The sequence below is a fragment of the Hydrogenispora ethanolica genome (assembly GCF_004340685.1).
GTDB lineage: Bacteria > Bacillota > UBA4882 > UBA8346 > UBA8346 > Hydrogenispora > Hydrogenispora ethanolica.
In genome coordinates, this window is sequence record NZ_SLUN01000003.1 from 57148 (window position 1) to 83367 (window position 26220).

General features: G+C 57.2%; 25 protein-coding genes. 16 read left to right on the plus strand and 9 right to left on the minus strand.

Going from position 1 to position 26220, the window contains the following annotated elements:
• The first annotated feature begins 311 nt into the window (after nt 1-311).
• A complete protein-coding gene (locus tag EDC14_RS03500) occupies nt 312-3473 on the plus strand; it encodes an alpha-mannosidase (protein WP_132012811.1) in 3162 nt (1053 codons plus the stop codon).
• Between the two features lie 125 nt (nt 3474-3598).
• Here EDC14_RS03500 and melA read toward each other — a convergent pair whose 3' ends face one another.
• Nucleotides 3599-4918 carry an alpha-galactosidase gene (gene melA, locus EDC14_RS03505; RefSeq protein ID WP_132012812.1) on the minus strand — a complete coding sequence of 440 codons (1320 nt, stop codon included), beginning with the start codon at nt 4916-4918 and terminating at the stop codon, nt 3599-3601.
• Nucleotides 4919-5060: 142 nt separating this feature from the next.
• Here melA and EDC14_RS03510 point away from each other — a divergent pair, with 142 nt between their 5' ends.
• Entirely contained in the window at nt 5061-5897 is an 837-nt protein-coding gene (locus tag EDC14_RS03510) for an AraC family transcriptional regulator (RefSeq protein ID WP_132012813.1), read from the plus strand.
• Between the two features lie 25 nt (nt 5898-5922).
• On the opposite strand, the gene EDC14_RS03515 is transcribed toward EDC14_RS03510, so the two are convergent.
• Together EDC14_RS03515 and EDC14_RS03520 are read right to left on the minus strand one after the other, a co-directional pair.
• A complete protein-coding gene (locus tag EDC14_RS03515; protein ID WP_165907762.1) occupies nt 5923-6684 on the minus strand; it encodes a response regulator transcription factor in 762 nt (253 codons plus the stop codon).
• Complete coding sequence (locus EDC14_RS03520) at nt 6647-8536, minus strand: cache domain-containing sensor histidine kinase (RefSeq protein WP_132012815.1); 1890 nt, start codon at nt 8534-8536, stop codon at nt 6647-6649. The genes EDC14_RS03515 and EDC14_RS03520 overlap by 38 nt, the downstream gene beginning before the upstream one ends.
• A 201-nt stretch (nt 8537-8737) precedes the next feature.
• Here EDC14_RS03520 and EDC14_RS03525 point away from each other — a divergent pair, with 201 nt between their 5' ends.
• The 4 genes from EDC14_RS03525 to EDC14_RS03540 all read left to right on the plus strand — a co-directional run bounded on the left by EDC14_RS03525 (nt 8738) and on the right by EDC14_RS03540 (nt 12463).
• Entirely contained in the window at nt 8738-10024 is a 1287-nt protein-coding gene (locus EDC14_RS03525; RefSeq protein ID WP_132012816.1) for an ABC transporter substrate-binding protein, read from the plus strand.
• Nucleotides 10025-10156: 132 nt separating this feature from the next.
• On the plus strand, nt 10157-11032 hold the full coding sequence (locus tag EDC14_RS03530; RefSeq protein ID WP_132012817.1) for a carbohydrate ABC transporter permease: 876 nt from the start codon (nt 10157-10159) through the stop codon (nt 11030-11032).
• Complete coding sequence (locus tag EDC14_RS03535) at nt 11032-11859, plus strand: carbohydrate ABC transporter permease (RefSeq protein WP_132012818.1); 828 nt, start codon at nt 11032-11034, stop codon at nt 11857-11859. The genes EDC14_RS03530 and EDC14_RS03535 overlap by 1 nt, the downstream gene beginning before the upstream one ends.
• Nucleotides 11860-12190: 331 nt before the next feature.
• Nucleotides 12191-12463 (plus strand): beta/gamma crystallin-related protein, encoded by a 273-nt coding sequence (locus EDC14_RS03540; protein WP_132012819.1) that lies wholly within the window; start codon nt 12191-12193, stop codon nt 12461-12463.
• Nucleotides 12464-12565: 102 nt separating this feature from the next.
• Here EDC14_RS03540 and EDC14_RS03545 read toward each other — a convergent pair whose 3' ends face one another.
• The 4 genes from EDC14_RS03545 to EDC14_RS03560 form a co-directional block, all read right to left on the minus strand.
• Nucleotides 12566-13351, minus strand: a complete 786-nt coding sequence (locus EDC14_RS03545; protein ID WP_132012820.1) for a nitroreductase family protein — start codon at nt 13349-13351, stop codon at nt 12566-12568.
• 21 nt (nt 13352-13372) lie between these two features.
• Nucleotides 13373-13774 carry a pyridoxamine 5'-phosphate oxidase family protein gene (locus tag EDC14_RS03550; protein WP_132012821.1) on the minus strand — a complete coding sequence of 134 codons (402 nt, stop codon included), beginning with the start codon at nt 13772-13774 and terminating at the stop codon, nt 13373-13375.
• Between the two features lie 70 nt (nt 13775-13844).
• A complete protein-coding gene (locus EDC14_RS03555; protein WP_243662796.1) occupies nt 13845-14288 on the minus strand; it encodes a MarR family winged helix-turn-helix transcriptional regulator in 444 nt (147 codons plus the stop codon).
• A gap of 10 nt (nt 14289-14298) precedes the next feature.
• Nucleotides 14299-15225 carry a LysR family transcriptional regulator gene (locus tag EDC14_RS03560; protein WP_132012822.1) on the minus strand — a complete coding sequence of 309 codons (927 nt, stop codon included), beginning with the start codon at nt 15223-15225 and terminating at the stop codon, nt 14299-14301.
• Between the two features lie 173 nt (nt 15226-15398).
• Here EDC14_RS03560 and EDC14_RS03565 point away from each other — a divergent pair, with 173 nt between their 5' ends.
• The 5 genes from EDC14_RS03565 to EDC14_RS03585 all read left to right on the plus strand — a co-directional run bounded on the left by EDC14_RS03565 (nt 15399) and on the right by EDC14_RS03585 (nt 20145).
• Nucleotides 15399-16469 (plus strand): asparaginase, encoded by a 1071-nt coding sequence (locus EDC14_RS03565; protein ID WP_132012823.1) that lies wholly within the window; start codon nt 15399-15401, stop codon nt 16467-16469.
• A 1-nt stretch (nt 16470) separates the two neighbouring features.
• The gene (locus tag EDC14_RS03570) at nt 16471-17886 is read left to right on the plus strand and encodes an aspartate ammonia-lyase (protein WP_132012983.1); all 1416 of its coding nucleotides are present in this window, start codon (nt 16471-16473) and stop codon (nt 17884-17886) included.
• A 207-nt stretch (nt 17887-18093) separates the two neighbouring features.
• The gene (locus EDC14_RS03575; RefSeq protein ID WP_341540142.1) at nt 18094-19308 is read left to right on the plus strand and encodes an ArsB/NhaD family transporter; all 1215 of its coding nucleotides are present in this window, start codon (nt 18094-18096) and stop codon (nt 19306-19308) included.
• Nucleotides 19309-19445: 137 nt separating this feature from the next.
• Nucleotides 19446-19772 carry a nucleotidyltransferase domain-containing protein gene (locus EDC14_RS03580; protein WP_132012824.1) on the plus strand — a complete coding sequence of 109 codons (327 nt, stop codon included), beginning with the start codon at nt 19446-19448 and terminating at the stop codon, nt 19770-19772.
• On the plus strand, nt 19756-20145 hold the full coding sequence (locus EDC14_RS03585; RefSeq protein WP_132012825.1) for a HEPN domain-containing protein: 390 nt from the start codon (nt 19756-19758) through the stop codon (nt 20143-20145). The genes EDC14_RS03580 and EDC14_RS03585 overlap by 17 nt, the downstream gene beginning before the upstream one ends.
• A 28-nt stretch (nt 20146-20173) precedes the next feature.
• Here EDC14_RS03585 and EDC14_RS03590 read toward each other — a convergent pair whose 3' ends face one another.
• A complete protein-coding gene (locus tag EDC14_RS03590; protein ID WP_341540143.1) occupies nt 20174-20578 on the minus strand; it encodes a YkvA family protein in 405 nt (134 codons plus the stop codon).
• Nucleotides 20579-21226: 648 nt separating this feature from the next.
• Here EDC14_RS03590 and EDC14_RS03595 point away from each other — a divergent pair.
• Nucleotides 21227-21757 carry a S4 domain-containing protein gene (locus EDC14_RS03595; protein ID WP_165907763.1) on the plus strand — a complete coding sequence of 177 codons (531 nt, stop codon included), beginning with the start codon at nt 21227-21229 and terminating at the stop codon, nt 21755-21757.
• A gap of 277 nt (nt 21758-22034) precedes the next feature.
• Here the strand turns inward: EDC14_RS03595 and EDC14_RS03600 are convergent, their stop codons facing one another.
• Nucleotides 22035-22619: an NUDIX hydrolase gene (locus EDC14_RS03600; RefSeq protein WP_165907764.1), complete on the minus strand. Its 585-nt coding sequence runs from the start codon at nt 22617-22619 to the stop codon at nt 22035-22037.
• Between the two features lie 368 nt (nt 22620-22987).
• Here EDC14_RS03600 and EDC14_RS03605 point away from each other — a divergent pair, with 368 nt between their 5' ends.
• The 4 genes from EDC14_RS03605 (at nt 22988) to EDC14_RS03620 (ending at nt 26202) form a co-directional block, all read left to right on the plus strand.
• Nucleotides 22988-23299 (plus strand): hypothetical protein, encoded by a 312-nt coding sequence (locus EDC14_RS03605; protein WP_132012829.1) that lies wholly within the window; start codon nt 22988-22990, stop codon nt 23297-23299.
• Between the two features lie 275 nt (nt 23300-23574).
• On the plus strand, nt 23575-24603 hold the full coding sequence (locus tag EDC14_RS03610; protein ID WP_132012830.1) for a LacI family DNA-binding transcriptional regulator: 1029 nt from the start codon (nt 23575-23577) through the stop codon (nt 24601-24603).
• Nucleotides 24593-25426, plus strand: coding sequence for an ABC transporter permease (locus EDC14_RS03615; protein WP_132012831.1), 834 nt, complete (start codon nt 24593-24595; stop codon nt 25424-25426). The genes EDC14_RS03610 and EDC14_RS03615 overlap by 11 nt, the downstream gene beginning before the upstream one ends.
• Nucleotides 25423-26202, plus strand: coding sequence for an ABC transporter permease (locus tag EDC14_RS03620; protein WP_132012832.1), 780 nt, complete (start codon nt 25423-25425; stop codon nt 26200-26202). Before EDC14_RS03615 ends, EDC14_RS03620 begins: the two co-directional genes overlap by 4 nt.
• Nucleotides 26203-26220 lie beyond the last annotated feature (18 nt).

Sequence of the window (26220 nt, forward strand, 5' to 3'; positions counted from 1 at the left end):
ATGAGCATGTTCAATTACAGAATGAACATCTTCAGGAACTGAATCACCATGTTTAGTTATGGAATGAACATTTTCAATAACTGAATGAGTATGTTCGGTAACTGAATAAGCACGTTCAGCTACTGAATAAAGATCTTCAGTAACCGAATGAGCATATTCAGTTACCGAATGAACATCCTCGGCAACCGAGTGAGGATTCTCAGCAATAAAACGAGCATCTCGGGAACGGAACGAAGTTCAACGGAGTTTAGGATTGGCAAACATGGTATGATAAAAATTAGCCGGAAGTATCAAAATTCGGAGGTTACCAAATGGGTTTTTTCATGATGGAACGGGTCAAAACGATCTGCGCGGAATTGGCCGGTTATATCGACCGCGCCAGGCTGCCCTTGGATCACTGGCAGTACAAGGAGGGACATTTCCCGAATGGCGCGGCGGCCGACGCCGATCCCTCGCCCTGGCGGGATTTCCTTCCCGGAATGCGCTGGGGCGGACGGGACCGCCACTACTGGTTCCGGAGCGATTTGGCGATTCCCGCCGAGTTTCAAGGTCAGACGCTGGCGCTGCAGGTGGCGACGGGCCAAACCAAGGAGGCCTGGGACGCCACCAATCCGCAATTCTTCCTCTACCTCGACGGAACCCTGATTCAGGGGCTGGACGTCAATCACCGCGAAGTCATTTTCGCCCGCGGCGGCGACGCGGACGGCAACCGGAGTTACCGGATCGATTTGGCGGCCTACAGCGGCATGCTGGAACAGCGCAGCGATTTCGAAGTGCGGCTGGTGGCGGTGGATGAGCCGATCAAAGAATTCTATTATGATCTGTGGGTGCCGTTGCTGGTGGCGCAGGAGCTTCCGGAGAACGACGAACGGCGGCAGACCCTGCTGGAAGTCTTAAACGGGGCGGTGAACCGTTTGGATCTCCGCAAGCCGTATTCGGAGCCGTTCTATGCCTCGCTAGGGGCGGCAGCGGACTTCCTGCGCCAGGGCCTCGCCGCGCTGGAGGAACGGCCGGAGCCGCCGCTGGCCACCTGTGTCGGCCATACCCACATCGATGTGGCCTGGCTGTGGACTCTGGGCCAGACCCGCGAGAAGGCGGCCCGCAGTTTCGCCACGGTTTTAAAGCTGATGGAGGATTATCCGGAATATATCTTCATGTCAAGCCAGCCCCAGCTGTATCAGTTCGTCAAAGAAGATCATCCCGAATTGTATCAAAAGATCGCTGCCCGGATCCGGGAGGGCCGCTGGGAGGCGGAAGGGGCCATGTGGGTGGAGGCCGATTGCAACCTGGCCTCCGGCGAATCGCTGGTGCGCCAGATCCTGTTCGGAACCCGCTTTTTCCAGCGGGAGTTCGGCGTGAGAAACCGCCTGCTCTGGCTGCCGGACGTCTTCGGCTACAGCGCGGCGCTGCCGCAGATCCTGAAACGCTCGGGCATCGATTACTTCATGACCACCAAGATCAGCTGGAACGACTTTAACAAACTGCCCTACGACACCTTTATGTGGGAGGGGATCGACGGCACGCCGGTATTGACGCATTTCATCACCACCCGCGAGCCGGGCGCGCCGCCTGATTCCCACTTTACCACCTACAACGGCAAGCTGACGCCCGCGGCGCTCATCGGGGGCTGGCAGCGTTATCAACAAAAGAGCCTCAACCGGGATATTCTGATCGCCTGCGGTTACGGCGACGGCGGCGGCGGAACGACCCCGGACATGCTGGAACAGGGCCGCCGGATGAGCCGCGCCCTTCCGGGCTGTCCCCGGGTGCGGCCGGGCACGGCCGGGGATTATTTCCGCCGCTTGGAACAGCAGCTGGCGGGACGGCCCGATCTCCCCAAATGGGTCGGCGAGTTGTATCTGGAGTTCCATCGCGGCACTTATACCTCGATGGCCCGGAATAAGCGTTATAACCGCAAAAGCGAGCTGCTTTACCAAGATGCGGAGTTTCTGGCGGTCCTGGGCCGGCTGCTGGCCGGCCAAAGCTATCCGCAGGCGGCGTTGAACCGGGGTTGGGAGACGATTCTGCTCAACCAGTTCCACGATATCCTGCCCGGTTCCTCCATTAAGGAGGTTTACGAGGAATCGCGCCGCCAATACGAGCAGATCATCGGCGCCGGCCGGGAACTGGCCGGGCATTCGTTGGCGGCGGTGGCCAAGGCCGTCCGGCTGGAGCAACCGGCGGTAGTCGTCTTCAATAGCTTGTCGTTCACCCGTTCGGCGATCGTCCTGGCCGACCTGGACCCCGACGATTCCAGGTATCACAGCGTCATCGATGCCACGGGCCGGAAGCGCCCCTTGCAACGGGTGGAAAGCGCCGGCCGGAACCAAGTCCTGTTCTGCGCCCCGGATCTGCCGGCCAAAGGGTACCAGGCTTTTCCATTGAGTTCCGAAAAGGTGGCCGATCCGCCCGAACTCTCGGTGGGGCCGTCGCTGCTGGAGAACTGTTACTTCCGCATCGCGATCGACGCCCAGGGCAACATCGCTTCCCTCTTTGACAAGCGTAACCGGTGGCAGGTTTTGAAACCGGGCCTGGCAGGCAACCGGCTGCTCGCTTTCGAAGACAAACCGGCGGAGTACGATAACTGGAATATCGACCTTTATTATCAGGAGAAGCAATGGGAGATCGACGCAGTGGAGGAGATCTCCGTCATCGAGGAGGGACCGGTCCGGGGCGGCCTCCGGATCCGCAAGCGCTTCCTGGACTCCGTCATCGTTCAGGATATCTACATTTACAATGACCTGCCGCGGATCGATTTCGATACCCAGATCGACTGGAAAGAGAGCCAGATTCTTTTGAAAGCGGCTTTCCCGGTGGACGTCCACGCCAATAAGGCCACTTATGACATTCAGTTCGGCAATGTCGAGCGGCCGACCCATTGGAACACCTCCTGGGATCTGGCCCGCTTTGAAGTCTGCGCCCATAAATGGGCCGATCTTTCCGAGGCCGGCTACGGGGTCAGCCTGATCAATGACTGTAAATACGGCCACGACATCAAGGACGGCGTGATCCGGCTGACCCTGCTGAAGTCGGGGAACCATCCCAATCCGGAGGCGGACCGGGAATTGCACCATTTCGTCTACTCGCTCTACCCCCATCCGGGCGATTGGCGGGAAGGAGGGACCGTTCAGACGGCCTACAGCGTTAACGTGCCGGTCTACGCCCAGCCGGAACCGGCCCACCCCGGAAGCCTGCCGGCGACTCTGTCCCTGCTGGCGCTGGATCGGGAAAATGTGATCCTGGAGACGGTCAAGCAAGCCGAGGATGACGGGGGAATTGTGCTGCGGCTCCACGAGTGTTACAACCGGCGCGGCGCGGTCACGTTGCGCAGCCATTTGCCGTTGCAACGGGCGGTGGAATGCAACCTGCTGGAGGAGGAAGAGGCGGAACTGGCCGTTGCCGGAGAGCGGGAGCTTCGTTTGGAAATGAAGCCTTATGAGATTAAGACGCTGAAGTTGGAGTTCCGGGACTGAGGATCGGCCCGGGGGTAAAAGACGGCGGGAGGCGAAGCAAGCGCCTTCCGCCGCTGTCCTTCTGGATTGGTAATAATAGAAGGGTGTGACTGAAGTGTACGGCGGGAAGCCTCTACACCTATTGATTATGCAAAATGTTTAAATTGCGGCAACCATTCGCGGTTGGCCTCGAACATCTCCGTCACCATCCGCTGGATCTCGGCCAGGCTCAACACGGCCGAGGTCAAGGGGTCGTAACAGACGGCATGGAAGATCTTGCGCGGGTCGCCCTCGATGGCCCCGGCCACCGCCAGCTCCTCGCAGCGGGCGCTGATATTGTTCAGGATCGCCAGCTGCTCCGGGAGCGGCCCGACATGGAGCGGATCCAGGCCGCGTTTGGAGGCCAGGACCGGCACCTCGACGCAGCAGCCTTCGGGAAGGTTGTCGATGAGCCCGAAATTGCGGACATTGCCGTTGAATTCGAAAGGCGTCCCGTCGCCGAGGGTGGCGTTGAAGATATAGGCCGCGTATTCCTTGCCGCGCTGGAGATCGATGGGCTGTTGGAACCATTCGTCGATCTCGCTTTTCCAGGTGGTTTCGCGCTTCAGGTATTCGTTCAAAATGTAGGCGTAGACTCCCGGATTCCAGCCGGTGCTGTGGGTGCAATACTGCTCGATCAGATCGGGGCGCTTGCGGAACCAGGCGTTATACTCGGAGTTGTGGCCGCTGGATTCGGTGACGTAATAATCCAGATGCAGGAACATCTCGTTGCGGACCATCTCTTCGTTGTAGATCTCCGGTTTTTGCACCGCCGCCCGGATCAGCGGATAGGCGTCCTGGCCGTTCCAGCGGTAACTCAGATACCAGGCCTGATGATTGATGCCGGCGCACAGATAGGTGATCTCCTCCATAGGGGCGCCGATCCATTTGGCGAGCATCGCAGCGGTCCCCTGTACGCTGTGGCAGAGGCCGGTGACCCGGAGCGGGGTTTGGCCCTGCATTGCCCGGCAGAGCATGGCCATGGGGTTGGTGTAATTCAGGAAAATGGCTTCCGGACAATATTGCTCAATGTCGCGGCAGATATCCAGCATCACCGGGATGGTGCGCAGGGCCCGGAAGATCCCGGCCGGGCCGCGGGTATCGCCGACATTGATGTCGACGCCGTACTTTTTGGGGATCTCGATATCATGGCGCCAGACATTCACCCGGCCCGCCAGAATGGTGCAGACCACGCCGTCGGCGTCCCGCAGGGCCTCGACCCGGTCGGTGGTGGCCAGGACCTTGGCCGGATAGTTGCCGGCCGCGATGATCTTCTCGACCGCGTTTTTGATATAGGCCAGCCGTTCGGGGTCGATATCCATCAAGGCGATGGTGCTGTCGGCCAGCGCCGGGAAGGACAGGATATCCCGGACCAGCGCCCGGGTGAAACCGAAACTGCCAGCGCCGATAAAGGCGATCTTTTTCATGAAACTCCCTCCTGAGACTCGGATTGGAACGAACGATACTTCTATTGTAACGGAACCGTTTGCCAAGTAAATGGAGGAATGTGGCGTAAATATGGTATAATGTTGGATGGTAATCAGTGAGAAGCGAGGTTGGCGCGGAAAAATGCCACAAGTCATTGATCTTCATCCGCCGCATCGTTCCGAGTTGGATATGTACAATTGTGGAATCGAGGATTGCCGGCCGGGCCATTTTTTCGGGCCGGCGGTCCGGGAGTATTATCTGATCCATGTCATCCGCAGCGGCAAAGGCTTCTTCCAAGTGGGGAACCAGCGCTATCCGTTGCGGCGGGGACAGGGGTTTTTGATCTGCCCGGATGTGGTCACCTTCTATCAGGCGGATCAAGACGACCCCTGGCACTATTCGTGGGTGGGGTTCAACGGAACGAAAGCCCGGGATTATTTGGAAGCGGCCGGTCTCAGCCAGGCCAATCCCATCTTCGGCTTCGACCGCGAGGACGCGCTGCCGGAATGGATCGGCCGGATGGTGGAGGCCGGTTCGCTGGGGCGGGGCCGGGAGACCGCTCTGCGGGGGCTGCTCTACCTCTTTCTGTCCCGGCTGATCGAAAATGCCAAGACGGAGTGCGCCGGCAACCAGCTCTCCAAGAAGGAACAGTACCTCCAAAAGGCCATCGAGTTTATCCGGATCAATTACTCGCGGAAGATTACCGTCCGGCAGATCGCCGCCTTTGTCGGATTGGACCGGAGCTATCTCAGCGCCCTGTTCCGGGAGGAACTGCACCGCAGCCCGCAGGAGTTCCTGATCCGCTTCCGCATGGAGAAGGCCCGCGGCTTCATGGCCAATGAGTCGTTGTCCATCGGCGACGTGGCCCGCTCGGTCGGGTATGACGATCCGCTGCAGTTTTCGAAGGCTTTTAAGAAATGGAGCGGCCTGCCGCCCAGCCGCTACCGGAAAAGGGCCGGCGAGGACGCATCCGGCTGAACCGGGCGGCAGCGGCGCGCGATGGCTATGGCTCGCGGAATTCCGAAGGGCTTTTGCCGGTCATCTGCTTAAAGACCCGGCTGAAATAGAAGGGGTCGGGATAGCCCACCAGCTCTCCGACGGTCTTGACATCCAGCTCCGGCCGCCCCCGCAAGAGGTGTTTGGCCTCATTGATCCGCAGGGTCAGCAGGTATTTCACCGGAGTCTCGTCGTAGTGTTTCTTGAATAACTTGCTCAGATAGGAAGCGTTGAAGTTAAAGCTCTTCGCCAGCGAGTTCAGATTGATCTCCTGGGTGAAATTCTCCTTAATGAAGCGGGCCACGATCGCCACGATCTCTTCCGGCGTCTGATTGCCCGGCGCATTCCGGGCCAGCTGGCGCAGGAGGGCCTGGGTTTCGTTCTCCAGCGAAACTTTGATGGCGGTCAGCGCTTCCCGCAGTTCATCGGGTTCCAGCGGTTTCAACAGGTAATCCTTGACGCCGTATTTGATGGCCTGCTTGGCGTATTCGAACTCGCTGTACCCGCTGATAATGATGGTTTTGATATAGGGGTAGTTCAGCGTGACCTGTTTCAGCAGCTCCAAACCGTCAATGACCGGCATCCGGATGTCGGTCAGCAACAGATCGGGGGAGTGCTCTTCGATCAGCTCCAGCGCCTGTTTGCCGTTTTGGGCGGCCCCCACCACGCTGAAACCCAGCTGAAAACCGTGGATATGCTTGATGATGTGATTCAGGATCAGCTCTTCGTCTTCAGCCACAACGGCTTTCAGAATCGCTTCGTTCGCCATTTTGCTCCTCCGTGGTTTCTTCCGCTTGGCCGCCGATGGTGATGACCGCGCCGCCCTCCGCCTGATTGGCGATTTCAAAAAACATCCGCCCGCCATAGATCAGCTTCAGCCGGATATAGATATTCAGCAGCCCCATGCCATCCAGTTCCAGGCTGGGCAACAAGCCGTTTTGATTGATCGCGGCGATCTTGCCCCGGATCGCCGCCATTTCCTCGTCCGTAAAACCGGGGCCGTTATCGCGGACCGAGACCCGCCAATCCGACCCGTCCCAATCCCCGTTCACCGTGATCCGCCAGGGCGGCTCGTTTTTGGTGCCGTGCTTGATGGCGTTTTCGACCAGCGGTTGAATGACCAGCTTGGGGATGTGAATCGCCTTCATCCGGGGATCGATCCGGAGGTCATAGGAAAGATGGTTGCGGTAACGGAATTTCATACATTCCAGATACTTTTGGGTATATTCCAGCTCCGCCTGGAGCTTGACCAGGGGGGACTTATGGGAGGAAATGTAGCGCAGCATGTGCGAGACGTTTTTGCACATGGTGATCACCGCATCGTGCATATTCTCCTCGGCCATGATGATGATCGTGGCCAGCGTGTTGTATAAAAAATGGGGGTTCATCTGGGATTGCAGGGCCAGCATCTTGGACTGCATTTCCTGGGATTGGGAGAGCAGCAGGGCATCCATGGACTGTTTCAGCTTGACGCTCATGTTTTGGAACGCCATATTCAATTCTTCCAGCTCATTCAGGTCACTGGTCAATCTGGGCTGGGTCTGCGCGAAGAGCATCTCCAGGTCCAGTTTCTTGATGGCCCGGTGAATGCGCTGAATCGGAGTGGTCACCTTTTTGGCGAGGCCGAACGAGATGAGCAGCGTCAACAGGAGCAACCCGACGCTGCCGAAGACCACGATCTTGGTGAAGGTGATCACCGGGGCCAGGACCAATTGCTGCGACTCGACGATCAATACCTTCCAGCCGCTATAATCGGAACTGGTGTAGGTCACGATCTCCCGGGCGCCGCTGACGGGGTTTTGAACGGTGGTCGAGGCGGTGCCGGCGTTTTGGGTGCGGATGACTTCGAAGTATTTCCGGTAGCGCGGATCCGGACGTTGATTGTAGGGGTACAATAGCTGGCCCCGGTCGTTGAAGACGTAGAGCAGTTTTTTGCCGGATTCCCGGTTAACCAGATCATTCAGGCCATTAAAGATGATGTCGCAGTCCTGCTCGATCTCGACGATCCCTTGTTTGGTCCAGTCCCGGTCGAGCAACACCCGGCAGAGCGAGATATACAGCTTGTCGTCGGAGATGCCGCGGATGCGCATCAAAAGGTTGTCGGCGTGCGGGGCGGAGATGTAACGGTCGCCATTGCGCAACAGCACCTCGGGGTACCAGAATTTTTTCTCCAAAGCGATTTTGGTGGTGGTGTTGGAGATGCCGGCCCCGACCATTTCGCCGTTGAAGTCGTACAGGTTGATCTGGCTGACGGTTTGGGAGGGGCCGATGATCGCCATGAAGATGTCGATCAGTTCCTTGGTGTTGTAATACTTTTCGACCTTCAGCTCGGTGCTTTCGCTGTCGGGGTTGATATTGTAGGAGAGATGCTTGTAAAAATGGCTTTTGATCAGGCTGGAGTAACAGATGCTCATCGAGACCGTATTCATCTTGAGCACCTCGGCGTCGAGCTTCTCGGAGATCGATTCGCAGAGGCTCTGCTGGGAAGCGGAAGCCCGGTTCTTAAGCAGCGTGGAAGTGTAATAGTAGAAAAATACGGCGAAGATCAGGATACTGGCCATGATCAATGCCGAATAGGAGAAAAACAGGTTCGCTTGGATGGTTTTCAGGCGTTTTTTCATATTCCATCAGTCCTTATTTTCGGGGTGGAAAAAAAGTACAAATAACAAATCCGATTCGTACATGGCAAAACCGGCCGGCATCCGTTAAGCTAAGATTATGATCATTGCAATCTAATTGTAATCAATCGGGAAGGGGGTGTCAAATCCAGCCAAGAAGTTATGACATTCCAGTCAATATGACAAGGGGGTAGATGGGAGATTATGAGAAAATTTTTATTGGTTTTGTTGGTGATGGCCCTCATGGTCGGCGCCTTTGGCACGGTGTACGGAGCGAAGAAAAATGTGACGCTTACCTTCGGCGCGCACCAGGCCGGAGTCCCGATCTCCGGGGTCGACCAGAAGATCGCCAAAGTCTTCGAGAAAGAGACCGGCATCAAGATTGACTTTCAGATCGTTCCCGACGCGCAATGGCGCGATCTTTTAAAAGTGAAGCTGGCCTCGGGCGAAGCGCCCGACATCTTCCTGGTGGACGCCGATCCGTTCTCGCTCAATGACCGGATTCATCCCGCCGAAAATTGCATCGACCTGTCGAAAGAAAAATGGCTGTCCCGGATGGACCCGGTGTTCCGTCCCAGTCTCTCCTATAAAGGCAAGGTGTATGGCCTTTCGATCTTCCCCGGGGTGAAGATCTGGGTCTACTATTACGACAAGGCTTTGTTCAAAAAGCTGAATCTGCAGCCGCCCAAGAATTACGCCGAGTTCAAGAAGGTCTGCCAGACCGTCAAGGATGCCGGAGTGGTTCCGGTGTATGAGGCCTTGGCCAATGGCTGGCACCAGGTGCTGCCGCTGTTTGAGATCGGCGCCACCTATGAAAAGCACCATCCCAAACTTTACGATCGCCTGAATACCAATAAAGTCAAGGTCACCGAGATTCCGGAGTTGGCCAAGACCCTCGGCCAGCTGAAGGAATTTGCCGACCTGGGCTTCTATAACAAAGATTTCATGACCGCCAATTACGATGACGGCTTCAAAGTCATCGCCGAGGGGAAAGCCGCCATGTTCATGGCCGGAAAAGGCTGGCGGGAACAGTTGGATTCGCTGTATCCCGGGAAAGCCGAAAATATCGGGTTCTTTATCATGCCGTGGTGCGACAACCAGATTTTGAACGTCAACCCGGCCGGAAACGCCCGGTTTGGTTATAAAAAGAGCAAACATGTCAAAGAGATCTTGCAATATTTCCGGTTCCTGACCCGGCATGATATCCTGCAAATGCGCCAGGACCTGGATCCGCAAACTCCCGAGTTGAACTGGCCGGAGATCAAGACCCGCTATCCGGCTGATTTCCAAGCGCTGTTGACCAACTCCCCCAAGGGCACGGTCATGCAGTATGGCGTGAAATATATCGATTCGCAATGGATGGATGTGGGCAAGGACATCGAGGCAATGTACGCCGGGGCTTTGACCCCCAAGCAAGTGGTGGAAAACATCCAAAAGCGCCGGGTCGAACAGGCCACGCTTCAAAAAGATCCGTATTGGACCAAAAAATAAGCCGCGACTGTACTGGCATTGACATCGGAAGAACTGAAAACCGTAATGCGATGGGGCACTTCTCCTTTAAAAGGGTGAAGTGCCTCTTCCGTATCGGGGATAATCGGCTCTGAGCTTGCAAAGGAGAAAGCGATGAATAAAAGCAAAATCTATCCGGGCTATTTTTTAATCGGAGCGCTGGCCATTTACTTTGTTTTGCTGCTCCTCCCCAGTCTGGTGGGCATCTATTATTCCTTTACCGACTGGAACAGTTTTGATCCGGCCATTCACTTTGTGGGACTCGCCAATTTTAAAAAGGTCTTCTCCGCCGATGAATTGTACGGGTTTTACATCTGGAACACCATCAAATTCACGCTCTTCACGACTTTCCTGAAGACGCTCATCGGATTCGGGGCCGCTTTGTTATTGATCCGCAATGTGAAATGGATCAATTTTCACCGGATGGTGATGTTCTCCCCGCAAGTGCTGTCCTTTGTGATCGTGGGCTTGATCTTCCGCAGCCTGTTCAATCCGACCGAGGGGTTTATCAATGAGACCCTCAAGCTGATCGGACTGGGGGCTTTGGGCCAGAACTGGCTGGGTGATATCAAATGGGCCTTCAGTTCCATTATGGCGGTGGACACCTGGAAAGGCGCGGGATACCTGATGGTGCTGTTCATCGCCGGCTTAAAATCGATCCCGGAGATGTATTATGAAGCCGCGGAGATCGACGGCGCCAATTATTTTCAAAAAATGGCCAAAGTGACTTTGCCGCTGATCATGCCGGTGATCACCATCACGCTGGTGCTGAATATTACGTACGGGCTGCGGGTTTTCGATTCGGTCTATGTCCTGACCAACGGCGGGCCCGGCTTCGCCACCGGGGTCCTCAACACGGTCGTCTTCAAAGAGTTTTCCAAAGGCACCTATGCGGTGGGTAGCGCCTTATCCACGATTTTGTTCGTCTTCATCTGCACCTTCTGCTACTTTCTGATTCAGGCGATGAACAAAAAGGAGGTCGATTACTGATGCTCAAGTGGATCCGGCCCTTGCTCAAAAACGCTTTTGCCTGGCTGCTCAGTATCGTGGTGCTGATCCCTTTCGCGGTCATGCTGGTCAATTCATTGAAAACCCGGGAAGAATCCTACTCGATGACCTTAAAGCTGCCGGCGGTCCTGCAATTCCAGAATTATCTCACCGTCATCGAACAGGGCAATGTCATCCCTTCGTTCTTCAACAGCTTCATGTACGCCTCGCTCTCGGTGGTGCTGGTGGTACTGACCTGTTCGATGGCTGCCTTCGTCATTTCGCGCAATGATACCCGCCTGAACCGGTTCGCTTACTTCTTTATCATCATGGGAATCGTCCTGCCCGTGAACTATGTGGCGCTGATGAAAGTGATGCAAGTGACGATGCTCAATAATACCCGCCTGGGCATCAGCCTGCTGTATACGGCCATGAATATCCCGATCAGCCTCTTCATTACCTGCAGTTTTATCGGTTCCATTCCCAAGGATCTCGACGAAGCGGCGATTATCGATGGTTGCGGTCCCTGGAGCCTGTTCTTCCGGATCATCTTTCCGCTGTTAAAGCCGGTGGCGGTCACGGTGGGGGTCCTATGCTTCATGGCGAGCTGGAACGATTTTATGATGCCGCTCTATTATCTGAATAACTCGGCGAAATGGCCGATGTCGCTGACCGTTTACAGTTTCTTCGGCGCCAGCATGCAAGCCCAGCGTCAGTGGAATCTGGTCTGCGCCGACATCGTGTTGACCAGCATCCCGGTGATCGTTGTTTACCTGTTGGGCCAGAAATACATCGTCTCCGGAATCACGGCCGGAGCCGTCAAAGGTTGATGACTCGGAAGGTAAGATGTTGGCCATTCTCTGCTAAAAGCGTTGTGATAAACCCTGTCCGAAGGCCAGGGTGAACACAAAAGCTCAGAAAAGCAAGTGATAAAGTCGTTTTTTAGGCCATTGAAAGGATGATTTCCGAATTTGAGGACTTTATCACATGGCTTCTAAAGTTGCAGAACATTTACGGATAATGCGACATATCATGCTTTGGATCGCGGCTCGGCTTGCATTATAAACGGCCACGATTCAAAGAGCTGTGATAAACCCGGCTAAAACCGGAAAAGTCACGGCGATTGTTTCCAAATAGAAACTTCGACAAGGAGGCATTATCATGGCCGGTCATCTGATCCTGTTCCAACACGCCGATCTTCGCGGAGCTCACCGGCATGTCTTCGAAAAGGAAGCCGATTTATGTTACGCCAACGATACCTTCTATCACGGTTCGATCGCTTCGTTCGTGATCCTCTCCGGAGTCTGGAAATTCTACCGGGACGCCAAATACAAGCGGCCTTATTCGAGAGAATTTGGACCGGGTATTTACCGGTGGGTTGAAGACTGCGGATTTGATAATGATCAGGTCTATTCCTTGCAATGCATGGGTTGATAATGGAATCGGATAGCGTTTTAAAATAGGGAAAAAGCGCTAGCCGATACGGATGGCGAAGCCCTGCGATCGATGATTGCAGGGCTTCTTTCCATAAAGCATTCAGCCGGGTTCAGCCGGCGAACCATATTTGTTATCGAGAAACCCCGTGGTTTGTAAAACTTGGTAGAGTTCCAGCTGTTTTCGTTCTGCTTGGGCCGGGTCTTTCGGTTTGCACCATACCTTGTAGAACCAATCAAAATAGCGGGATTGGGACGGATCGGGCCGAAAAATCAATCCCATATTCTGGTCCGGCCGGTCGTAGGCTGCCACAATCTGCCCGGTTTCAGCCGCCGCTAGTTGCCGGTATTGGCCATGATGGATGATGCCCGGCCCGGTCAAGCGGCCCCGGCTGGGTTGACCGGGATGGACGGCGTACCCCAGAATCAGGGCGATCAGCGGAAAACAACGCTGTCCGGGCAGGTTAAACTTGGCGTAGAACTGCCGCAGATCGCCCCGGTGGATGCTGTTGGTGAAGAGCGAATCGATCCCCAGCGACTTGGCGGCGATGGCCGCGGTTTGAGCGGCCAGAATGGTGTCGGTGCTGCCGGTGATGAAGTCGGTCAGGCCGCCGCACCCAAAAGGCTGCTGCAGATAAGCGGCGGTATCGGCCAACCGGTTATAATCGACGCAGAAGATCAAGGCCTTGTCGCCGACATACTGGAGATATTCTTTCATGTCCGCTCGATCGTCCACGACAATGATCGAGTAACTCTGCCGGGCGGAAGCGGAGGCCGCGCGCACCGCGGCTTCCAGAATGGCCTGCAAGTCTGCGGCGTCGATCCGTTGCGTCGTAAAGCCGCCGTGAATCGAGCGCAGGCTGTGAATGGTCCGTAGGGTTTCATTCATGGCAAGGGTTCCTTTCCAAAATCAGAAATTGAAGGTCTGGGGCGGATTTCCCGAAAAATCGCTGATGCTGGCCTGGCCATGCTCCAGATAGAAGATGGCGAAGACCGGATTGTCGGGAGTCTGATAGATCCCGCGGATCATCGGGCTGGCATCGAGGATCCGTTGTTTGAGCGAACGGTCCGGGCTGAAAACGATCGGGCCGGACAGCCGGAGCCAGGCGCCATTCTTGGAACTGCTGCAGAATTCGATAAAAGCGGTCTGTTGGAGCTGTTGATAGACGGGTTTGGTAGTGGCGGTGCAGAAATAGAATTTGCCGTCTTCCTCAAATTGGAACTGAAACGGCCGGACCCGGGGTTTGCCTGCCTCCGTCGTGGCCAGGTAGCCATCGGGGTTTTCCTGTAAAAAAGCGCTCACCTTTTGCATCATTGATTCCTCCATAAAATAGCAGTGTTTTATGATAATAGTTTGACGTCAAACTATTAAGATAAAAAATTTAAAAGTTCCTTTGGATCTTGGACAACAGTTCGATCAGGCATTGCCGTTCGGCGGCGGAGATATCCCGGTAGGCTTGGTCCAGGAGTTTTCCGGAGATCGCATCGAGCGCCGGCTTTAAGGCCCGGCCCCGATCGGTCAGTTTGACGAAGCTGACCCGGTTGTCGGCAGTTTCTTTGATCTTGAGCACATAGCCCAAACCGATCAGTTTGTCGACCAGCGCGGTGACGGTCGATTTGTCTCTATCGATGGTCTTGGCCAGATCGGTCATTGTCAGGGCGTCCCGCTGGAACAACGCGTAAAGGATATCGCCATGGGAAGGGACCAAGCCTTTGATGTCATGCTCCGCCATCTCCTGGATGATGAAACGGTTGGCTTTTTCCCGGATATTCGAGATAAGGGAGATAATGGCGCTGGTGTTCATGGCTTCATTATAGTTTGACATCAAACTATTGTCAAGAGATTCTTTCGTTGGCTGCCATTGGCCGGTCGTTGGGCCGCAGGGTATTCCGGGTGATCTCCAGGAAAGCCCGGAGGGCGGGGGAGATCCATTTGTCTTTGTGCCAGGCCACCTGGGTGAAGACTTGAAAATCCGGCCCTGCCCAGGCGAGCGGCGCCAGCTGGCCCCGGGCGATCTCCTGGGCCACGGTCATCTCCGGCAATACGGTGATTCCCAGTCCCGCCATGACGCATTGCTTAATCCCTTCGATGCCGGCAAATTCGATCTTGGCGCCTGGCTGGACTCTGGCCGCCAGCAGCGATTGTTCGAAAAGCTGCCGGTAACTGCAGCCCTGTTCGGTGGTGAAGATCGCTTCGCCGTCCAGGTCGGTGGGGGAGACCCGTTCCGACCGGGCCAGGCGATGCTGGGGGTGGGCCAGCACCACAATGCGCTCCTCGACCAGCGGCTCCACCAGCAGTTGGTCGGATTTGACGGCCAACTCCAGCAGGAAGGCGGCGTCCAGCGTGCCCTGGATCAACAATTCCTGGGAATGGCGGTCCGAGATGATCGGCCGGAAGATCAACTGCACCTGGGGGTATCTGGACCGGAACTCCCGCAGAATGGGCGGGAGCCGGTAGGTGCATTGGCTCTCATGGGCGCCGATGGTCAGGGTTCCGGACGGGACTTCGGACCCCGGCACGCTGCTTTTGATCTCGTCCGCGAGGGACAGCATTTTTTGGGCCGCGGCTACCATGCGTTGCCCGGCCGCGGTCAGCACGACCCGCTTGCCCAGGCGTTCGAAGAGGGGCACTCCCAGTTCGTCCTCGAGCGCCTGAATATGGGCGGTGACGCTGGATTGGGCGTAATTCAGGGTTTCTGCGGCCTTGCTGAAGCTTAGCTCCTTGGCGAGCACCCGGAAAGTATGGAGGTGTTTCAGTTCCATCGGTCCCTATCTCCTATCGGTTTTCCCGATTGATTTGATTGTTTTTATCGTTTGACATCATTATAGCAGATAGTTTACCATAAAAATAGACCGAAAAAAGGGATGCTCTGCTGGGCATCCAGGAAACTTTTCGTGAAATTGATACATAAGGATGGACTCAGGAGGGGGTTGGCATGAAAAGGGTCTTATGCATTGGAACCGGCGGCACCATCGCTTCATCGGACGGAGCCGACGGCCTAACCCCGGTCTACAGCCCCGATATCTTGTTGGAATTCATCCCGGAAGTCCAACGGATCTGCGAGGTTGATTCCCTGCCGATCATGAATATCGACAGCACCAATATGCAGCCCCGGCACTGGCTGGCGATAGCGGAAGCCGTCCGCCGGAACTATGCCGCCTACGACGGTTTTGTCATCACCCACGGCACCGATACGCTGGCCTACACCGCCGCGATGCTCTCCTATCTCTTGCAGAACAGCCGGAAACCGGTTGTCATTACCGGATCCCAAAAACCGATGGCCGCCTCAAAGACCGACGGTCCCACCAATCTCCGGGATGCGGTCCGCTACGCCTGTGACGGCCGGGCCGGGGTGTACATTGTCTTCAACGGCCAGGTGATCAATGGTTGCCGGGCGGTCAAGATCCGCACCCGGAGCTACAATGCTTTCGAAAGCGTCAACTACCCCGCGGTGGCCAGCATCTACGGAGCGGAGATCGCTTACAACCCCTATTATAGCTGGCCGCCGGCCGAGGCCGGCGAGCGGTTCTACGACGCGATCGCTCCCGAGGTGATGCTGGTGAAACTGATGCCCGGCGTCACTCCGGATATCTTCGATTTCATCAAGGGAAAATACCGGGGGGTGGTGATCGAGAGCTACGGCAGCGGCGGGATCCCTTTCCTGGGCGCCGGCAATCTGCTGGTCAAGGTGAACGAGCTGGTCGCGGCGGGCGTGGTCGTCGTCATCACCACCCAGTGTTTATTGGAAGGGGGCAACCTGAACCTCTACGAGGTCGGCCGCAAGCTCCTGCAAAGCCGGGTCATTCCGGCCTACGACATGACCACGGAGGCGGCGGTCACCAAGCTGATGTGGGCCCTGGGCCAGGCCTCCGGCTTCGCGGCGGTCCGGGAACTCTTTTTGACCCCCATCGCCAACGATCTGAGCCTGCCTGGTCCGGAAGCTGCGCCGGAGCCGGAGAATCGGTACTTACCCGGGATGAAGGAGATGTTGACCGGTGAATGTTAGAATGGAAAGCGATTCCCTGGGGACCAAGGAGATCCCCGCCGATGCCTATTACGGCATTCAGAGTGCCCGGGCCTTGGAGAATTTTGCGATCACCGGCTACCGGTTGAATTCATTTATGATCGGGTCCCTGGCCATGATCAAGAAAAGTTGCGCCGAGGCCAACATCTATGTGGGCATTCTGGATCCCCGGATCGGCCGGGCCATCATCGCGGCAGCCGAAGAAGTGATGGAAGGCAGATTCCACGACCAGTTCGTGGTCGACGTGATTCAGGGTGGGGCCGGCACCTCCATCAACATGAACGCCAACGAGGTCATCGCCAACCGGGCCATCGAGATCCTGGGCGGCCGGAAGGGCGATTACACGCTGGTCTCACCCAATACTCACGTCAATATGTCGCAATCGACCAACGACGTCTTCCCGACCGCCATCCGGATCAGCGCGCTCAAGATGGCCGCCGGGTTGGAGGATGCCTTGCGCGGCCTGCTGGCCGCCCTGGAAGCGAAGAGCCGGGAGTTTGACGATGTGCTCAAGGTCGGCCGCACCCATCTGCAGGACGCGGTCCCGATCCGGCTGGGCCAGGAATTCGCGGCCTATGCCAAGATGATCGCCCGCGACCGGGTCCGGCTGAAGCGTTCCCTGGAAGAGCTGCAGCTGATCAACATGGGAGCCACCGCCACCGGGACCGGGCTAAATTGCGACGTCAACTACGCGCTGGTGGTCACCCGCAGGCTGCGGGAGATCACCGGCCTCGATCTGATCGCCGCCTCGGACCTGGTCGATGCGACCCAAAACCTGGACGCGCTGGCCGACGTGTCGGCGCGCCTGAAAATCCTGGCCCTCAGCCTGTCGAAGATCGCCAATGACCTGCGCCTGCTGGCCTCGGGGCCCCGGGCCGGCCTGGCCGAGATCAACCTGCCGCCGGTGCAGCCGGGTTCCTCGATCATGCCCGGCAAGGTCAATCCGGTCATCGCCGAAGTCGTGAACCAGATCTCGTTCCAGGTGGCGGGCAATGATCTGACCATCGGCCTGGCGGTGGGCGCCGGCCAGCTGGAGTTGAATGTAATGGAGCCGGTGGCCGCCTATAATCTGTTGCAGAGCATCGCGATCCTGACCAACGGGATCAACATCTTCACCGAAAAATGCATCCGGGGCATCACCGCCAACCGCGAACGCTGCAAAGAGTACCTGGAGAACAGCATCGGCGTGATCACCGCGCTCAATCCGCACGTGGGTTACGAGCAGGCGGCCGCCCTGGCCCACGAAGCCCTGGTCACCGGCAAGACCGTCCGCGAGTTGTTGCGCGAGAAGCAAATCTTCACGGACGAGGAGATCGACACCATCTTCAATGTCAAGGAGATGACCATGCCCGGCATCGCCGGACGCCGGCTGCTGAAGACGCAACCGCTGCTGCCGTAAAGACTGGCGCAGCGAAAAACCTCTCCAACCTTCCGGTTCGCGCGGAAGGTTTTTCTTCGTTCCGCGCGGACGGGAGCGCTGGATGCCGATCCCCGCCGGCCATTACCGCGAATGGCCCAAAAACGCTTCTTCCGCCATTGACAGCGGCGTCCCGATGGCCTATGATAGACGGGACATCCATGAGCGCAACAAGATGAGGGACAGGACATGATGGTACGGGCCGGTTTGCTGTTGGGATTGGTATTGATCGTTTTTTCGCTGGGCAAGAGCCCGGTCTTCCGGGTGGACCGGGCCGGGGCGGCGATCATCGCCGCGACGCTGATGGTGGGCCTGGGCGTGCTCGATTTCGCTGGGGCGATCCGGGCCATCGATTTCCGGACCCTGCTGATTCTGTTCTTTATGATGATCGTCATTGCCAACCTCAAGGTGGCCGGTTTTTTCGACCTGATCGGCTCGGTGCTGCTGCGCCGCGTCGCCACCCGGCGGCAACTGCTGCTGGCGGTGATCTTCATCAGCGGCGGGCTCTCCGCCGTCTGCATCAACGACATCGTCTGCCTGCTATTCACGCCCATCGTCTTGCTGGTTTGCGCCAAGGCGCGCTGCAATCCGCTGCCGCATCTGCTCGGCGTGGCCATCGCCTCCAATATCGGCAGCGCCGCCACTTTCCTCGGCAATCCCCAGAATATCCTGATCGCCAGTCTCTCCGGCGTGCCGTTCCTGACCTATTTCCGGACCGCGCTGCCCGTGGCCCTGGCCGGCCTGGCCTGCGCCTACTGGGTCATCGCCCGGCTGTACCGGCGGGAGCTGCAAGGCCCGCTTCCTGCGCTGGAGCAGGATAGGGTCGGCTGCCATCGCTATCTGGCATTCAAAAGCCTGATCGTGCTGGCGCTGGTGATCGCGGGCTATATCGCCGGCCAGGATCTGGCGCTCACTTCCAGCCTGGGCGCGGCCTTCCTGCTGATCACGCGGCGGGTCAAGCCGAATAAGATCTATGCCAGCATCGATTTCAACCTCTTGATCATCTTCGCCGGCCTGTTCGTGCTGGTGGGCGGGTTGGAACAGAGCGGGCTGGCGCGCCTGCTGGTCCGGGAGGCGGCCCGCTGGGTCGACTTGCAGAACCGGGCGGTCTTCGCCCTGTTGACGGTGGCCTTATCCAATCTGGTCAGCAATGTCCCGGCGGTGCTGCTGCTCAAGTTCTTCCTGCCCGAGACCGGGGCCGCCGCCTGGTGGCAAGCCCTGGCGCTCTTCTCGACCTTCGCCGGCAATCTGACCATCACCGGCTCCATCGCCAACCTGATCGTGGTCGAGATCGCCAAGCGCCATAACGTCCGGATCGGGTTCGCCGATTATCTGAAGGCGGGCTTGCCGGTCACCCTCATCACCTCGCTCCTGGGACTCGTCTTTTTCCACTGGCTGTCGTAATCCAGCCGCTTGGGCCGGAAATTCGTCGTAAGCTTTTCCAAGACCTGGCAGTCTTTTCGTTTGCGGCAATCTACGATATAATAAAGTATAAAATGAGTTGATAATCGCTTCATCTTATCTGGTTTGGAGGATACGCGATGGGCAAAGAAGAGATTGTCTGCGAATTAACTCGCCGAATTACCACACAGATCCGACCACGGACGATTATTCTCTTTGGTTCTGTGGCGAAGGGTCTCGATAATCCCGAATCGGATCTCGATCTGTTGGTGGTCTGGGATGAAGAAAAAACCTTATCGAACCGGGAACGCAGCTTAAAACTGCGCCGTTTGATCGGAATGATCGATAATCCGCTGGATCTAATGACCTGTACGACTGAAGAATTGCGAAAAGCGTTGGCGGAACCGAACTCTTTTACTTCACAAATTGTCAAAGAAGGGAGAGTTGTTTATGGTCGACTCGATTGATCCCGGTAAGTGGTTCGGACGTTCCCTTCAAGACTTACGGACGATTGCCAATAATTTAAAGGACGATCCGGAGTTTTTGGCCCCGGTTAATTGCTATTTAGCTCAGCAGGCAGTAGAGAAACTGCTAAAGACATATCTTTTGGCGAAAAAGGGCGAACTTCTCAAAACACATGATTTAATGTTTTTATTGAAAAAATGTACTGAAATCCATGAAGAATTCATTAATCTGCAAAGTACGGTTGAAATCTTGAATGCCTATGCAATTGAGGCCCGCTATCCCGGAGATTTTTTTGACAATATCTCGGCGGCTCAGGCTCAAGAAGCTTATGAAGCGGCTCTTTCGATTAAAGAATTTGTGAATCAATTGCTGTAAAAGAAGAGATAAAAGACTCTACTCCTCATCATTTTTGAAAACCCTTCACCAACTTCATCCCCAACCATAATAAGGCCAGAACCCAGAGGATCACGATGATCGCGGCGGCGCGCCAGTTTTTGGGATGAGCGCGTGCTTCGGACTCGGCCCGCTCCTGATATTCGGCCAGTACCTCCCGGGGAATCCAGTGAATGAGCAGCTTGATCCCGAGCGGAACCAGGAGCAGATCATCCAAATAACCGAGCACCGGAATGAAATCGGGGATCAGATCGATGGGGCTGAAGGCATAGCCAAGGACCAACACCGCCAGCCACTTCGCGTACCAGGGAACACGCGGATCTTTGTACGCCAGCCAGAGGGCGTAAGTCTGCCGCCTTAAAAGCCATGTGATAAAGTCTCTTTCCAAACGATTCGACTGGCAAGAGGATTTCAAAACGACTTTATCACTTGCTTTTCTGAGCTTTTGTGTTCACCCTGACCTTCGGGCAGGGTTTATCACAACGCTTCGAAGAGGCGGGCTTTTTGGACGCCGCTATCCCAAAGGGTTTTGACGCGCGCTTTGATTCGTAAAAGCCGTCGCAGCGGTCGGATCAAAGAATACCGCTCCTTTCCTTCTGCTCCTTATTTTACGACGGGGATTCCGTCGTTATTGACTCGCCGCGAAAAAAGTTTGGCGCTTCCCCGGCGCGAAACCATTCGCTTTTGAGGAAAGCCTGGACCGTAGGCATGAGCATGCCTGGCAGTGGACCGGGGCCGCGGGCAGCAAAACCTCGGAACGAAGGAACGAATTGGGAAAAGACGATTGTCAACTCGGAAGCGATGGGTTATAATTAAAATCATTCCAGAAAAAGGAGCGATTCGTTTGCCGTCTACCTTGTAATGGACAAATGAAAACCGCACGACTTACCGTTTTGAACCGGGGTTGCCCCACGCTGAAGGGGCGGCCTTGTTTCGGTATGTCGTGCCTTTTTGGCCATTACAAGGAACGCAATGATTTCCCATGAATTCTGCGGAAGCCTCAAGTGGGGCTTCTTTTTTGTTGCGTTCCTTTACCGAATTTACAGAAAGGGTGAAGGGCGCCATGGAAAAGCTCTGTCTGGAATGGGAGCTCTGCGATTGTCAGAACGGGGCGGTGCAGCGGCACTGCCCGAACTGCGGACGAAAGGTATGGTTTACGGATTCCCGCCAAAGGCGGCACAATGCCAATGGCAAGCAAATTTACGAATACGCGATTTACAAATGTGAGAACGGCCACACCTGGAACAGGAAAATCGGAAGTTACTCCGCGCGCTCCCGGGCTGAAGGTCCGGTCCGGGATGAAGCGGTCCGGCCCGGAGAATTTTCTGCCGAGACGCTCCGGGTCGAACACTGCCTGAAGCGGGGCGTGCCGGAAGTGGCGATCGCCCTCCGCGCGGTGCGGGGCAGCTGGCGGCTGGATAAATTGCTGGCCCGCCAGATTGAGGACTGGAGCCGGGAGCGGATCGTGAGCGCGATCGAAGAAGGGCGGATCCTGCTCGATCACGCCGTCGTAAAACCGAGGACGCTGGTGAGAACGGGGCAAGTGATCCGGATTCTCCTGGCGGCTCCGCATTCCTCCGGCGATCTTCCCTGAGCCGTGCGGCGGCTCCGCTCCGGCGCGGCGCGGCTGCCCCGTGGCCCGGGCGAGCTTTCCCGAGTCCGGGATCACTTCTCCCGCATCCGGGATCGCGCTTCCCGGGCTCCGGATCACCTCTCCCGCGTGGCGGAAGAGCTATCCCGGAGCGCGGGCCGGTTCTCCCTGGCAACGGAAGGTCAGATCCGGGCCCCGGGGCAACTCATCCCGTCGCCGGGCGAGTCCGCCCGGCAAGCGGGAAGGCTCGCCGTGGCAGGGGAATGTCAGGTTGAGGCGGCTAAGCGAATCTCCCGTCGACGGGAAGGCCGGTGCCATGGTCCGGCCGGAAGCTGCCGATGAGATAGCGGTCGGCTGCAAACGCCATGTCCGGAAAGGGACCGGTCCGCCCGACCCATTGCAGCTCCGTCAGATCATCCCCGGGCCGCGGCGAACCGTGGCGAATCTCCGCCCATAAGGCGATGACCAGCGTATGGAGGACGGGGGATAAGAAATTGCTGGCGACATTGACGATCCCTCTGAGCCGCACCGCCAACCCGGTCTCCTCAAGGACCTCCCGTTTGGCGGCGGTCAGAAAATCCTCATCATATTCAATAAATCCGCCGGGCAGGCACCATTTTCCGGCCGCGACACCGCCGGGGCCCCTCCGGCCGATCAACACCCTGCCGTCCCGGACGATGAGCACCGATACCCCGGCCGCCGGGTTCCGATACTGGATAAAGCCGCAGGCCGGACAGACCCGCCGCAATCTGCCGCCTTCCTCTTTTTGAAGCAACGCCGCGCGGCAGAGCGGACAATAGCGATAGGATGGGGCCGCCGGCGGATTTTCCTCGGCGGCTCCCGCAAAAACTTGGCGAATCTCCAAAACGGTTTCACCTCTCCGGATAGGTTATTCGGATCGCTCCCGCGCGGTTTCAGGGCCGGGAGCTTTCCTTGTTGGAAGGAATTGTTTACGGAAAAATGGCGCTCCATTCCAACAGGGAAACTCAGGGGGTGAGTCGTGTTTTAGGCCCAATGGAACTTACCCCTTGAGTCCGCTTGGAAGGCAATCGTGGCGGGCTTCCACCCGTACAAAATGAATACGGAACCGGTACTGCGCCGCGTTTCATTCATGATATGATATTGGTAGTGGATGCAACGCTCGTCTCCGCCACAGGGCGGAGCGGGGTTGTGGCCTGCCGCAGCGGGGAACCGCCGCGCGGCGTCAGACGAATCAATAAGGAGGAATGGAAAATGCCCCGTTCAATTGCGACCCAACTCCGGAATTCCCAGGTGATGCTCACCGGCGTCAACGCCCATGCCGCGCGGATGGCCCGGCGCGGCCTGGACGACCCGTTCCTGGAACGTTACGACCGGATCTACCGGGAGGCGCTGGAACTCGACAATCAATATCATGCGCTGAAGGCCCGGATCAAGGAGATGGCGCACCTGTTTCATGCGCAACTGGCGGAGCTGGACGGTTGCTACCGGGAGGCCCGCAAAGTGGTCAAGCTGGAGATGCCCTTGGAGAGCTGGCCGGAGTTTGGGATCCGCGACCAACGCTGACCGGAAATGAGGAAGGTATCTTCACACGAACATGACATTAAAATGTAATATTTCAACCGAAAGGAGTTTTCTCCGACCCGTCGAAAACAAAATGTGAAAACATTTTCATAGTCGCACGAAGAGAATGTCAGGGGACCGGCTCCGGGAAACCGGATGGTTCTCGATGAAAATGGCGATTAACAGCACGTATTGAATTGAAACGCCGCTTATTCCGGCCCCGGCGCGGCCGCCGGACCGGGGGGCGCATATGAAAACATTTTCACAACGGAGGGCCGATGGCCAATATCAAAGAAGTGGCAAAACTGGCGAACGCCTCGATTGCAACCGTCTCGCGGGTCCTGAACGGCACCGGCTATGTCGGGGCGGAGACCCGCGTCAGGGTTTTGGAAGCGATCAAGGCGCTGAATTACCAGCCCTTGGCGCGCGATTCCGGGAACCGCGAGACCCGGACCATCGGCCTGGTGGTGCCGAACATCGAAAATCCGTTCTTCGGCAGGATGGCCCGGCATTTGAGCGCGGCCGCCAATGGCTTCGCCTACAATATTCTCCTGTTTAACCTGGAGGGAGCGCCGAACGACGACGCCATGTTCGAGTTGATCGACCACCGGGTGGACGGCCTGATCTATGCCTCCTCCCACCGCAGCATGGAAGTGATCCAGGCCGCCCGGAGCAAAAACATGCCCATGGTGGTGCTGGACCGGGAGACTCCCAACGCCCGGATCAATTCGGTCGCGGTCAACAACAATTACGGCGCCTTCATCGCCACCGAGCACCTGATATCCCTGGGCCACCGGCGCATCGCCTATCTGGGCGGCGCGGCCGGAATGGAGATCTCCGCCCGGCGCAAGGAAGGCTACCTGCGGGCGCTGGTCGAATACGGCATCGCCGCCGACGAAGCCTCCATCGGTTACGGCGATTACACGATGCCCAGCGGGTTTGAGGCCATGAAACGGCTGTATCAGGCCCATCCCGAGATCACCGGGGTCATCGCGGCCAACGATCTGATGATCATCGGCGCGTTGCATTATCTGAATAAGAGCGGCGTCCGGGTGCCCGAGGATGTCTCGCTGATCGGCTTCGACAATATCGAGCTCGCCCGCGAGAGCGCCCCGGCGCTCACCACCGTGGAATACCCGATGGAACGGATGAGCGCGTTGGTCGTCGACCTGATCCTGCGCCAGATCAAGGAAGGGGACGACACCCCCGAAGCGGTGACGCTCTTCCCCAAGCTGATCGTCCGCGAGAGCTGCGCCGCGGCTCCGGACACCGCCGACCGTGGAAAGAAGGGTCACCATGCGCAATAAGTCAGTCTATCTCCTGCTGCTGCCCGGCCTGATCGTGATCACCCTGTTCCTGCTGGTCCCGCTCTTTTCGACCGTGGCCATGACCTTTCAGGGGGAGCGGGGCTTCAGCCTCGCCCGCTATGCCGATTTCTTCGGCGACGAGTTTTACCTCCGGATCTACCTGCGGACGCTGCGGCTGTCGCTGATTGCGACGGGGATCGCGGTGCTGGCCGGCTTCCCGACCGCCTATTACATATCCAAGGCCCGCCAGAATCTGAAGGGGGTCTATACCATCCTGGCGGTGTTCCCCCTTTTGACCAGTCCGGTGGTGCGCAGTTTCAGCTGGATGGTGGTCCTGGGCAAGTACGGGCTGGTCAACAAGGCCCTGCTGGGACTGAAGCTCATCGATGAGCCGTTGAAACTGTTGTATAACGAGTTCGCCATCGTGATCGGTTTTGTCAACCTGTTTTTACCGCTGATGATCATGTCGCTGATCGGCGTGATGGAGAATATCGATCACGACCTGGTGGAAGCGGCTGAAAGCCTGGGGGCTTCGAAATTCCGCTCCTTCCTCAAGGTGGTTTTCCCTTTGAGCATTCCGGGGCTGATCGTCGGCAGCATTCTGGTCTTCACCGGCAGCTTTACCGCGTATACCACTCCGCAGCTCCTGGGCGGCAATAAGTCGAAGGTCCTGGCCACGTTGATCTACCAGAACGCCATGACCCTCTCCGACTGGAACGGCGCCGCCGTGATCGCCACCGTGATGATCCTGACCACGCTGCTGGTCAGCGCGGCGATCAACCGCTGTACCGCCCGGCTGCAAGGAAAGGCGGGCTTGTCATGAAACATAAGGGACTCGCGTTATTCACCGGCCTGGTTTATGCCTTTCTCCTTTTCCCGCTGGTCATCATCACCGTGGCCGGCTTCGGCAAGGAATCCTATCTGACCTTTCCGCCCAGCGGCTTCTCCCTGCATTGGCTGGCCAATATCTTCCGGGTCGAGATGTTCGTGAAAACCTTCGTCATCAGCCTGGAACTGGCGGCGCTCGGCACGCTGATCGCCTTTCTGGTGGGGCTGCCGGCCGCCTACGGCCTGAGCCGCTACGCTTTTCCCGGCAAGGAGCTGCTCAAGGGGATCTTCATGTCGCCGGTGCTGGTGCCCGGGATCGTGCTGGGCTTCTCCCTGTTGAAGCTGCTCATCGCCCAGGTCGGCCTGCCGGTCTTCCCCAGCCTGCTGCTGGGGCATACCGTGGTGATTCTGCCCTATATCATCCGGGTGATCTCCTCGAGCCTGGACAATCTGGACTATTCCATCGAGGAATGCGCCGTATCGCTGGGCGCGGACCGGGTCAAGACCTTCTTCCTGATCGTCCTGCCCAATATCACTTCCGGAGTGATCGCCTCGTTCATCCTGGCCTTCATCAACTCGTTCAATAACGTTCCGGTATCGGTCTTCCTGACCGGCCCGGGCATCAGTACCCTGCCGATTCAGATGATGAGCTACGTGGAGTATTATTTCGATCCCACCATCGCCGCGCTGTCGGTGGTGCTGATGGCGATGACCGCCGTGCTGATGTACATCGTCGAGCGGACCCTGGGCCTGAATGTGGTGGCCAAATAGCGCCGGGGAAAACCTGGA

Excerpts from the sequence above, each read along its gene's own strand:
- EDC14_RS03500 (WP_132012811.1), top strand. The coding sequence starts at position 312 with ATGGGTTTTTTCATGATGGAACGGGTCAAAACGATCTGCGCGGAATTG.
- melA (WP_132012812.1), bottom strand. The coding sequence starts at position 4,918 with ATGAAAAAGATCGCCTTTATCGGCGCTGGCAGTTTCGGTTTCACCCGG.
- EDC14_RS03510 (WP_132012813.1), top strand. The coding sequence starts at position 5,061 with ATGCCACAAGTCATTGATCTTCATCCGCCGCATCGTTCCGAGTTGGAT.
- EDC14_RS03515 (WP_165907762.1), bottom strand. The coding sequence starts at position 6,684 with ATGGCGAACGAAGCGATTCTGAAAGCCGTTGTGGCTGAAGACGAAGAG.
- EDC14_RS03520 (WP_132012815.1), bottom strand. The coding sequence starts at position 8,536 with ATGAAAAAACGCCTGAAAACCATCCAAGCGAACCTGTTTTTCTCCTAT.
- EDC14_RS03525 (WP_132012816.1), top strand. The coding sequence starts at position 8,738 with ATGAGAAAATTTTTATTGGTTTTGTTGGTGATGGCCCTCATGGTCGGC.
- EDC14_RS03530 (WP_132012817.1), top strand. The coding sequence starts at position 10,157 with ATGAATAAAAGCAAAATCTATCCGGGCTATTTTTTAATCGGAGCGCTG.
- EDC14_RS03535 (WP_132012818.1), top strand. The coding sequence starts at position 11,032 with ATGCTCAAGTGGATCCGGCCCTTGCTCAAAAACGCTTTTGCCTGGCTG.
- EDC14_RS03540 (WP_132012819.1), top strand. The coding sequence starts at position 12,191 with ATGGCCGGTCATCTGATCCTGTTCCAACACGCCGATCTTCGCGGAGCT.
- EDC14_RS03545 (WP_132012820.1), bottom strand. The coding sequence starts at position 13,351 with ATGAATGAAACCCTACGGACCATTCACAGCCTGCGCTCGATTCACGGC.
- EDC14_RS03550 (WP_132012821.1), bottom strand. The coding sequence starts at position 13,774 with ATGCAAAAGGTGAGCGCTTTTTTACAGGAAAACCCCGATGGCTACCTG.
- EDC14_RS03555 (WP_243662796.1), bottom strand. The coding sequence starts at position 14,288 with ATGTCAAACTATAATGAAGCCATGAACACCAGCGCCATTATCTCCCTT.
- EDC14_RS03560 (WP_132012822.1), bottom strand. The coding sequence starts at position 15,225 with ATGGAACTGAAACACCTCCATACTTTCCGGGTGCTCGCCAAGGAGCTA.
- EDC14_RS03565 (WP_132012823.1), top strand. The coding sequence starts at position 15,399 with ATGAAAAGGGTCTTATGCATTGGAACCGGCGGCACCATCGCTTCATCG.
- EDC14_RS03570 (WP_132012983.1), top strand. The coding sequence starts at position 16,471 with ATGGAAAGCGATTCCCTGGGGACCAAGGAGATCCCCGCCGATGCCTAT.
- EDC14_RS03575 (WP_341540142.1), top strand. The coding sequence starts at position 18,094 with ATGATGGTACGGGCCGGTTTGCTGTTGGGATTGGTATTGATCGTTTTT.
- EDC14_RS03580 (WP_132012824.1), top strand. The coding sequence starts at position 19,446 with ATGGGCAAAGAAGAGATTGTCTGCGAATTAACTCGCCGAATTACCACA.
- EDC14_RS03585 (WP_132012825.1), top strand. The coding sequence starts at position 19,756 with ATGGTCGACTCGATTGATCCCGGTAAGTGGTTCGGACGTTCCCTTCAA.
- EDC14_RS03595 (WP_165907763.1), top strand. The coding sequence starts at position 21,227 with ATGGAAAAGCTCTGTCTGGAATGGGAGCTCTGCGATTGTCAGAACGGG.
- EDC14_RS03605 (WP_132012829.1), top strand. The coding sequence starts at position 22,988 with ATGCCCCGTTCAATTGCGACCCAACTCCGGAATTCCCAGGTGATGCTC.
- EDC14_RS03610 (WP_132012830.1), top strand. The coding sequence starts at position 23,575 with ATGGCCAATATCAAAGAAGTGGCAAAACTGGCGAACGCCTCGATTGCA.
- EDC14_RS03615 (WP_132012831.1), top strand. The coding sequence starts at position 24,593 with ATGCGCAATAAGTCAGTCTATCTCCTGCTGCTGCCCGGCCTGATCGTG.
- EDC14_RS03620 (WP_132012832.1), top strand. The coding sequence starts at position 25,423 with ATGAAACATAAGGGACTCGCGTTATTCACCGGCCTGGTTTATGCCTTT.